The organism is Pseudonocardia sp. NPDC049154, assembly GCF_040648315.1.
Lineage (GTDB): Bacteria > Actinomycetota > Actinomycetes > Mycobacteriales > Pseudonocardiaceae > Pseudonocardia.
This window is the reverse complement of the sequence record NZ_JBEZDN010000219.1, coordinates 1-6,425: the sequence shown is the minus strand read 5'-3', so window position 1 is coordinate 6,425 and position 6,425 is coordinate 1. Positions and strand designations below refer to the sequence as shown.

At 67.3% G+C, this 6,425-nt stretch carries 4 protein-coding genes, 2 pseudogenes and 1 other annotated feature; of the genes and pseudogenes, 3 read left to right on the top strand and 3 right to left on the bottom strand.

Features of this window, described 5'->3' with window-relative positions; genetic code table 11:
* Window positions 1-146 precede the first annotated feature (146 nt).
* Window positions 147-287 (bottom strand): annotated as a pseudogene (locus AB0B41_RS42330) (transposase family protein); the annotation flags it as partial.
* 245 nt (window positions 288-532) lie between these two features.
* On the opposite strand from AB0B41_RS42330, the pseudogene AB0B41_RS42325 reads away from it, so the two are divergent.
* Both AB0B41_RS42325 and AB0B41_RS42320 read left to right on the top strand, forming a co-directional pair.
* Window positions 533-1,757 (top strand): annotated as a pseudogene (locus AB0B41_RS42325) (IS3 family transposase).
* Window positions 781-912, top strand: a sequence feature (AL1L pseudoknot). Its footprint overlaps the pseudogene before it by 132 nt.
* Window positions 1,758-3,097: 1,340 nt before the next feature.
* Window positions 3,098-3,580, top strand: a complete 483-nt coding sequence (locus AB0B41_RS42320; protein WP_358212779.1) for a DUF6294 family protein — start codon at window positions 3,098-3,100, stop codon at window positions 3,578-3,580.
* A gap of 581 nt (window positions 3,581-4,161) precedes the next feature.
* On the opposite strand, the gene AB0B41_RS42315 is transcribed toward AB0B41_RS42320, so the two are convergent.
* Window positions 4,162-5,100, bottom strand: a complete 939-nt coding sequence (locus AB0B41_RS42315; RefSeq protein ID WP_358212778.1) for a DNA-formamidopyrimidine glycosylase family protein — start codon at window positions 5,098-5,100, stop codon at window positions 4,162-4,164.
* Complete coding sequence (locus AB0B41_RS42310; RefSeq protein ID WP_358212777.1) at window positions 5,097-5,882, bottom strand: isocitrate lyase/phosphoenolpyruvate mutase family protein; 786 nt, start codon at window positions 5,880-5,882, stop codon at window positions 5,097-5,099. Before AB0B41_RS42310 ends, AB0B41_RS42315 begins: the two co-directional genes overlap by 4 nt.
* A 60-nt stretch (window positions 5,883-5,942) precedes the next feature.
* Here AB0B41_RS42310 and AB0B41_RS42305 point away from each other — a divergent pair.
* Window positions 5,943-6,425, top strand: a 483-nt coding sequence (locus tag AB0B41_RS42305; RefSeq protein ID WP_358212776.1) for a helix-turn-helix domain-containing protein, incomplete at its 3' end; no start/stop codon positions are given.

Genomic DNA, 6,425 nt, shown 5'->3' with positions numbered 1-6,425 from the left:
ATCATCAACTTCTCGGGGCCCGCCTCAGCGCAGCGACACGACCCGACTCCCGCGGTCGGTCACGCCCTCACCTGCACTCCATTCCCGGAAGAGCCAGTAATGAGCGCTTTCCACTTGGCGTCAGCCGGTGTGGATGAGGACGCCCGCAGTCCTGGGGCCAGGGCAGCAAGGACCTCGATCACCTCCTGGACATAGCGGAACACCGTGGTCGTGCCGATCCCGTGACCGGCACCGAGCTCGGCGTAGGTCTCGCCCTTGCGCAGATGCGCCACCACGAGCAGTGCCTGCTCGCCGACGGACGCTCCTATGGAGCGTCAAGCCGTGAGGGGGGTTCTCGAGCTGGCGGTAGAGCTGGCGGGGTGATGTAGCGCTTGAGGCAGCGTTTGATCTCGCGGTCGGTCTTGCCCTGCGCGCGGCGGCGCGTGGCGTAGCTGCGGGTCGTGGGTCGTGAACCGGCCTGGGTCTGGCGGAGGCGCTGATCTGGCAAGGAGACTGGCGCGGTGCCTGCCCGAGGAAGTACGACCCGGAGACGATGGACCGGGCGGTGCGGATGTATCAGGACCGGCTGGCCGAGTACGGCGAGTCGAACCTGACCGCCCGCAAGGCCGTCGGCGAGTTGCTGGGGATCAACCCGGCGACGCTGCGGAACTGGGTGGAGCGCGAAGAGATCGACAGCGGCGTCCGCGCCGGCATCACGAGCGACGACGCCGCCGAGCTCGCTCGGCTGCGCACGGAGAACGCCGAGCTGCGCCGGGCGAACGAAATCCTCAAGACCGCGTCCGCGTTTTCGCCCGGGCGGAGCTCGACCGCCGACTGCGGTGATCGTCGATTACATCGACGCCCATCGTGGCCGCTTCTCCGGTCGAGCCGATCTGCCGGGTGTTGTCCACGCACGGCACGCAGATCGCCCCGAGCACCTACTACGCGACGGCGCAGGCGCGAGTGTCGACACGCGTCCTGGCCGACGCGTACACGGCGAACGCCCTGGTCGACCTGCATCGCGCCAACCGTGGTGTACGGCCGCCGCAAGCTCTGGCACGCCGCCCGCCGCGCCGGACTGCGGCTCGGCCGCGACCGGGTGGCCCGGCTGATGCGGCTGGCCGGGCTGGGCGCAGCGGTGCGCGGCACGCACACCACGATCACCACTCGCCGGGCGACCGAAACCGGCGAGCGGCACCCGGACCTGCTACAGCGAGCCTGGTCGGCGCCGACCCGGCCGGACCAGTGGTGGGTGGCCGACTTCTCCTACGTGTGGACGTCGGCCGGGTTCTGCTACGTCGCGCTGCTCACCGACGTCTACTCCCGGCGCATCCTCAGCTGGCGGGTGACCACGACGAAGACAACGGCCGCTGGTGCTGTCCGTGCTCGAGCAGGCCCTGTGCACCCGCAGACGGGCGAATGCCGAGTTCACCGCAACCGGGCTCGTGCATCACTCGGACGCCGGGTCGCAGTAAGTGTCTGTGGCGTTCACCGAGGCCCTGCGCGAGGCCGGGATCGCCGGCTCGATCGGGACCGTGGGCGACGCGCTGGACAACGCGCTGATGGAGTCGACCATCGGGCTGTTCACGACCGAGCTCATCGAGCGCCACCCCCGCTCGTGGAGCGGGCGGGCCGAGGTGGAGAAGGCGACCGCGGAGTGGGTGCACTGGTACAACACCGCCCGGCTGCACTCCGCGCTCGACTACGTCCCGCCCGCCGAGTTCGAACAGCGCTACCGTGACCAACACGAGGCTGCCTCGACACCCGAGGTGGCCTGAACCCCGCCTCCGACGCCCCCAGGCCGGTTCGCCGGGTCGGCACCCGCACCGATCGCGATCCCCGCCCGCCTGTACCCGGCGCGACGACACACTTTCTCGTAATGCGTACCTCAGTGCGGTGTCCTCCTCGCCGGGCTTCATGCCTCCACGGCGGCTGGCGACGGCCTTCTCGACTGGCTGAGGAGCACGACGCCGATAATCGGTGGTTCTGTAGGAGTCCGTGCTCAGCGAACGCGGGGGGTATGGACTACTAGGATGTCGCCCGTCTAGGGGCCTCAGGGTCCCGATCTGGGGCCCTGCTGCGATGATGGATTTGGAGGTGTCAGCCCAAAGCAGCTTCTGGTGCTCATGGAACGTTGGCCGGCCGCGTAGCTGACGTTCGCAAATTCGAAGTGGGCGACGGCCAATGATTCCGTGGCTTACTTGACGTGTTTGCGCCGCCCGGAGAAGAATGTCGCCACGACGAGAATCTCCAGACTGAGCGCTGCAGCCGCGGTAGCAATGTGGGTAGTGACGGCTCATCCGCCGACCGGCTTGAGCGCCGGCGCCTGTACGAGCCAGGGCGTCCTCGGCAAGTCCTTGCGGCTTACATGACGGCTGGACAAGAGTGCGGGTCGATGATGGCGAGCGGTGAGCGGCGTTGGGTAGGCGTACTTGATCAACTGATGTGATGTCCCCTGCCGCGGCCTCGAGACCTCCACGTCCGCGTCGTCCGGCCGGACGATCTTGATCCACTGACTGATCCACGAACTGCTGCGCAGCGGTGCCTCTGGTGCCCAGAAAGTCGCTCGCGGTTCCGGCCTACCCGCCGGTCGCCGGACATGCTGGTAGCACCTTCCCACCTACGGATCAGAAGGTTAGGGGTTCGAATCCCTTCGGGCGCACAGCACAGAATCGGTCCCTGACCAGCAGATATGGTCAGGGACTGACCCGTTCCAGGTCGTCGAAGTGGATCACGATCCACGGCCGATGTGGGTGAGCAACAGTTGGAGGGCGGGGTCGTCGCTGCCCGCGAGGCGGAACACCCGGTCGGCCTCCAGGAGGCGGGGCGGCGGTGAGCGGGCCGTCGGTGGCGACCCGGGCGCGGCACCGGTCGGCGATAGGGCGGAAGGCTTCGCACCCGGAGTTTCGGAGGGATTCCTGCTATCACTGCGTCCAAATGGGTGGTCCCTTCGTCTAGGCTACAAGCTAAACAGGTGATGCGGGACTACTCCTCTTGTACGTGCGGCCAGCTCGATGTCACGGTTTGGACAGGTCAGGACCGTGGCGGGCGTCGAGGGCGGGGTCTAGTCTGATCCACTTTCTAGGGGCGACAGCGACAAATCACATCACGGGGGATCATGATGACCGATGAGGCACAGTCAAACAACGGTGAGACCGCTGAAACCGAGGCCGTTGTTACCATGCCCAAACGAGGCGAAGTTCTAAGCGCATCGACAGACGAACCGGAGCCGGAGGAAAAGTTAGATACCCGTGCGCTTCAAACTGCCGACTTCATGTGGGGCGCCCCTCTCAGGAGTGGCGATTGCAAGCTGTCCGGCCTTATAGGCGGCACCCTCGACAAGGGCCCAACCCTCAGACTTCGCTCCGACGGGACTGCAGAGTTGTTGTCAAGATTCTTCTCAACCGATGACGGAGATGCTTGGGTCGTCGTACGTCTTGTTTTGTTGGACCGCAATGGAACGGCTCTCTTCACGTTTCCACGCTTTTCCAGCCCCGGGACTGTAACTGACAATCAAGTTATCAACTGGATTGCCCGACTCAGCTTTCCGGCTGTCTTCTTCTCGTCAGTCACCGGAGCAAATATGACATACAGTTGCTAATCCGAAGTGTTTCATAATGCGGCGGCGATCTCGGGGAACTTGCGCCGGAAGGCCTGACTGGCCAAATACTTCATCTTGCCGAGTGGCCTTCAGCGAAATACTTAGGTCGATCGTCCACCGTGCCGCCGTTTCCCCGTCACGGTTATGCCGCTGACGTTCACCTGTCCCGTTCAGGTCTGTTGTGCAGACCTCGTCAATCCGCCGTGTCGCGTTAACAGGCGGGGTAGCTGGATCGCTGAGTCAGTTGCGGTCCAGGACATAGCGGGACAGTCTGGTCTTGATCCAGAGGATACGTGACCGATTCGACAAGCCCTTCCGCCTCGAGTTGGGAAGGCACACGTCCACTCTGTCCGGCGGATTCAACCACGGGTTGGTCCAGAACGAAGTCGTCTGGGCGCTTCGTGTCGACGGTCCAGGAGGTCAGCAACTGGCGGGCAGTCCTTGACATTGTCGGTGACGTTGACCCTCGCGCCACACTCGATGGCCGGGGCGCGGAAGCTTCCTGGATGACGTCGGCGCCTGGCCACGAACCGTCGTGGCCGGAACGACTGTTCCAGCCAGGCGCAGGTATCTGGCCCTGTTCATTCCCGCCCCCGATGCATCGGGACTCGCCCCGTGGGCGGCGCCGGTGACCGGGGTGCGCTGTATGTCGGAAGGGCATCACTGCCGCGGCCGTGCCGAAGATGGCCGCCTCTGAGCGGTGGAGGCTGCAGTGCGACCTGGTGCCGGGGGCACCAGAAGGTCGTGCGCCCACTGACGGAGGACCTCAGGAGCGTCGTCCCGTCGCGTGGGCATCGGCCGCGGTCGTGGCGTTGTGATACCGAGGGAAGTGTGTGGACGCCGCCTCCGTTCAGTGCATCCTCGACCGTGCCGACGACCGACTCGTGGAGACGGGCTCGTTCTCGGTCGGACAGCGAGTGGACCGGCCGAGCAGGGTTCAGCCCGGCCCGGGAGAGGATCTCGTCGGTGAGCAGGTTTCCGATGCCGGCGAGCGCATGCTGGTCGAGGAGTCGAGCCTTGATCGGAGCCCGGCCGGACCCCAGCGCCGACAGGAAACAAGGGAGGTCGATGTCGGCGGCGTCGGGGCCCAGGTCGTCCAGAGGCGGGTCGAGCCGGACGCGGCCCAGTCGGCGCGGGTCGATCAGGTGCAGGGTTCCGCCGTCACGGAAGGTCAGGGAGAACCGGGCATGTCGGTAGTCGCCGGGTGGGCGTCCGAACTCCCAGTTGTCACCGCCGTCCACTTCGGTGCCGTCGGCCGTGGCGATGACGATCTTGCCGGACATGCCCAGGTGCACGCCGAGGATGCCGCCGGTGTCGAGCGGGCACCACAGCGACTTCCCCCGACGCTGAGCGGTGCGGAGCGTCGCGCCCACCAGTGCGTGGCGCAGCTCGCCGGGGCTGTGCGGGCGGCAGACGTAGCAGTCGGAGTCGTCGACGTCGACGATGCGCCTGCCGAGAGCGGATCGTTCGATGACGGTGCGGGCGACTCGGCTTCGGGGAGCTCGGGCATCCGGGGTCACTTCGTGGTGTGGTCGACCAGGGCGGTCTGAAGGTCGGAGTAGGGGAGTCCGGGGGGTGGGGTGCGGCCGTCGCGGACCGCCGCTGCGACGTCGAGGGCGGCGTGGATCGCTGCTCGGTAGGGCAACGACCCCGTGCTGACGCGCCGGACGCCCAGGTCGGCTAGCTGGTCGAGGGTCAGGTCGGGGACGGCGAGGGTGTTGACCGGCAGAGGCAGTTCTCGGGTGGCCTCGCGGAGGATCGCGGGGTCGGTGAGGCCTGGCAGGAACACGCCGTCGGCACCGGCCCGGATGTAGGCCTCGGCGCGGGCCAGGGTGTGCTCCGGGGTGGCGTCCTGGCCCAGCCAGTAGGTGTCGACGCGCGCGTTGAGGAAGACTGCCGGGCAGCGGTCCTTGATCGCGGCGATCTTCGCGGCGTGCCGCGCGGGGTCGATGAGCGCCTCGGCGGTGCTGTCTTCGATGTTGATGCCCGAGGCGCCGGCGTGGGCGAGGTCTGCGACATAGTCGGCCACGGCGCCCGGGTCGTCGTGGTAGCCGTCCTCGATGTCCACACTGACCGGGATCGGCAGGCGTTGCAAGGCCGTGGCGAGGGCCAGATTCAGCTCGCGGGTGGCGCGGCCGCCGTCCGGGCGACCATCGGAGGCGGCGACGCCGAAGCTGCTGGTGCCGACGGCCGGGTAGCCGGCACGGGCGAACGCGAGGGCGGAGGTGACGTCCCAGGCGTTGGGCAGCAGCAGCGGCGTCGGGCCGTGGTGGAGCCGAGCGAACGCCGTCGCAGGTTTCATGGTGAGCCTCCCGATCGGAATCGAGCGTTCGTGTCGTGGCGGGGTTGTACCGTCGAAGGCATGACGACGCCGGTCGCAGCAGCTGTGGACGAGACCGCCACGCACGGGGTGGCGGCCTCCGGGCCGGAGGACGAGCAGGTCTGCACCATCGCCCGCGTGCTCGGCATCGTCGGGGACAAGTGGACCTTGCGGATCCTGTGTGAAGCGGCGCTGAACGGAGTGTCGCGCTTCACCGACTTCCAGGAACTGCTCGGTGTCGCGACCGACGTCCTGGCCCAGCGTCTGACCAAGCTGGTGGACGAGGGACTGTTGACGAAGGAGTCGTACAAGGAGCCCGGGCGTCGCGCCCGCCCCCGGTACGAGCTCACCCAGGCGGGTCGGGAGATGCGGCTGGTGCTGGCGGCGCTGCAGCAGTGGGGCGATGTCCACCGGCCCAGCGGGTCCGGCCTCACCGAGGTCGGCCGCACCGTGGACCGGGACAAGGCGGTGCGGGTCGAGTTCGTCGATGCCGACGACGTCGTCGTCGCTGCCGAGGACATCACG

Bases quoted from the DNA above. Each gene is read 5' to 3' on its own strand.
- AB0B41_RS42320 (WP_358212779.1), top strand. From the start codon at position 3,098: ATGATGACCGATGAGGCACAGTCAAACAACGGTGAGACCGCTGAAACC.
- AB0B41_RS42310 (WP_358212777.1), bottom strand. From the start codon at position 5,882: ATGAAACCTGCGACGGCGTTCGCTCGGCTCCACCACGGCCCGACGCCG.